This window comes from Klebsiella sp. AqSCr, from assembly GCF_008452795.1.
GTDB classification, from domain to species: domain Bacteria; phylum Pseudomonadota; class Gammaproteobacteria; order Enterobacterales; family Enterobacteriaceae; genus Klebsiella; species Klebsiella pneumoniae.
The window spans coordinates 1-621 of the sequence record NZ_MJDM01000032.1; the positions used below are offsets into that span (position 1 = coordinate 1).

Below are 621 nucleotides of genomic sequence, written 5' to 3' on the forward strand. Positions count from 1 at the left end.
TGCCGGTTGTTCTCTCTGAGTTGTCGCAGGTTCAGCTCAAAAACTCGGATATTGCGACCACCGCGGGTTATATTGCCGTGATGATACCGCCCTTGTCGTGGGGGATCGTGAAGAGCATGGGGGCCGCTTTCTCCAGTGCCTACAGCCATTTTTCTTCTTCGGGGCTCAGTGCAACATCGCAGGCGGCCTCCGGCGTGGTGGACGGGAATTACTCTTTCGCCAACATGCAGATGGAGAACGTCAGCGGCTACAGCTGGGGTACCAACAGTACAACCAGTTTCGGACAGATGTCGCGGCAGCTGGCGAATGGGGGTATGAGCACGCAGACGCGGGATGGATCGATGGTCTGGGACAGTGGTGGTGCAATGTCAAAACTGCCGGTGGATATCAACGTCGGTCGTCAGATAGCCAGTGCGCAGCAACAGATGGCCCGTGAGGCTGATGTCCAGGCCGAAAGCGCGCTGCATGGCTATAACAGCAGCGTGACAAGTGCCTGGAATAGTCTGCAGCAATTTGGCACCAATAAAGGGAACAGCACATCAACAACGACTGGGGCCGATACTACCGAGTCTTCGCAGGATTCGATGGCCAGAAGCAAGATGTGGAATGCGGTTGTTGCTA

The 621-nt window shown here is 55.9% G+C and carries 1 pseudogene; it reads left to right on the forward strand.

Annotated features, from left to right (window positions below):
* Positions 1 to 621 (forward strand): annotated as a pseudogene (locus tag BHE81_RS25870) (conjugal transfer protein TraG); the annotation flags it as partial.